The organism is Novilysobacter erysipheiresistens (genome assembly GCF_036663935.1).
Taxonomy (GTDB): Bacteria; Pseudomonadota; Gammaproteobacteria; order Xanthomonadales; family Xanthomonadaceae; genus Novilysobacter; species Novilysobacter erysipheiresistens.
In genome coordinates this window covers 1-513 of the sequence record NZ_JAXGFP010000025.1, presented here as the reverse complement: position 1 = coordinate 513, position 513 = coordinate 1, and the positions used below count along the sequence as shown (strand labels likewise).

1 protein-coding gene is annotated in these 513 nt (G+C 56.3%); it reads right to left on the bottom strand.

Annotated features, from left to right (window positions below):
• Positions 1 to 100 precede the first annotated feature (100 nt).
• Positions 101 to 394: an immunity 53 family protein gene (locus tag SNE34_RS14775; RefSeq protein WP_332618386.1), complete on the bottom strand. Its 294-nt coding sequence runs from the start codon at positions 392 to 394 to the stop codon at positions 101 to 103.
• Positions 395 to 513 lie beyond the last annotated feature (119 nt).

The following is a 513-nucleotide window of genomic DNA, read 5'->3' as shown; positions in this document are numbered from 1 at the left end:
GTTAAGCCGAACCGCGTAGTGGAGCCAAAGGCATGGCAAGCTTTTCCTGCCATGCCTTTGGTGTAACGAAGCGGTTTCGGCTTGAACGAATTGTTAGGCCTCAGCGGCCAGCCCACTGCAAGAACGTCTCTAGCATTTCCGGCAGGTCTGGAACGCCACCAGAAGCCTCGAACTTGCCTGCCACGACCTCGCAGTGCAACCAACTTACATCCTCTTCCGAGTCGCCACGATGCACTGGAGCGAACGACTTCTCCTGCAACTCCGTGTCGGACAGATCAATCTCAAGCGTCCAGCCCGGGTTGTCTAGGGTTTCCAGCTTGATGCCGTATGTATGCTCCCAGTCTCCGTCGCACTGAGCGGAGTACCAATTGCAGAGACGGTTGAAATGATCCATGAGGCCTAACGCCGGAATTAAGCCGACCCGCAACGTGCAGACCGGGTGCCGATGCAACACCGCTCGCGACACAGATCAACGAAGCGACGAAGCGGGTTCGGCTTGAATGACTTGTTATG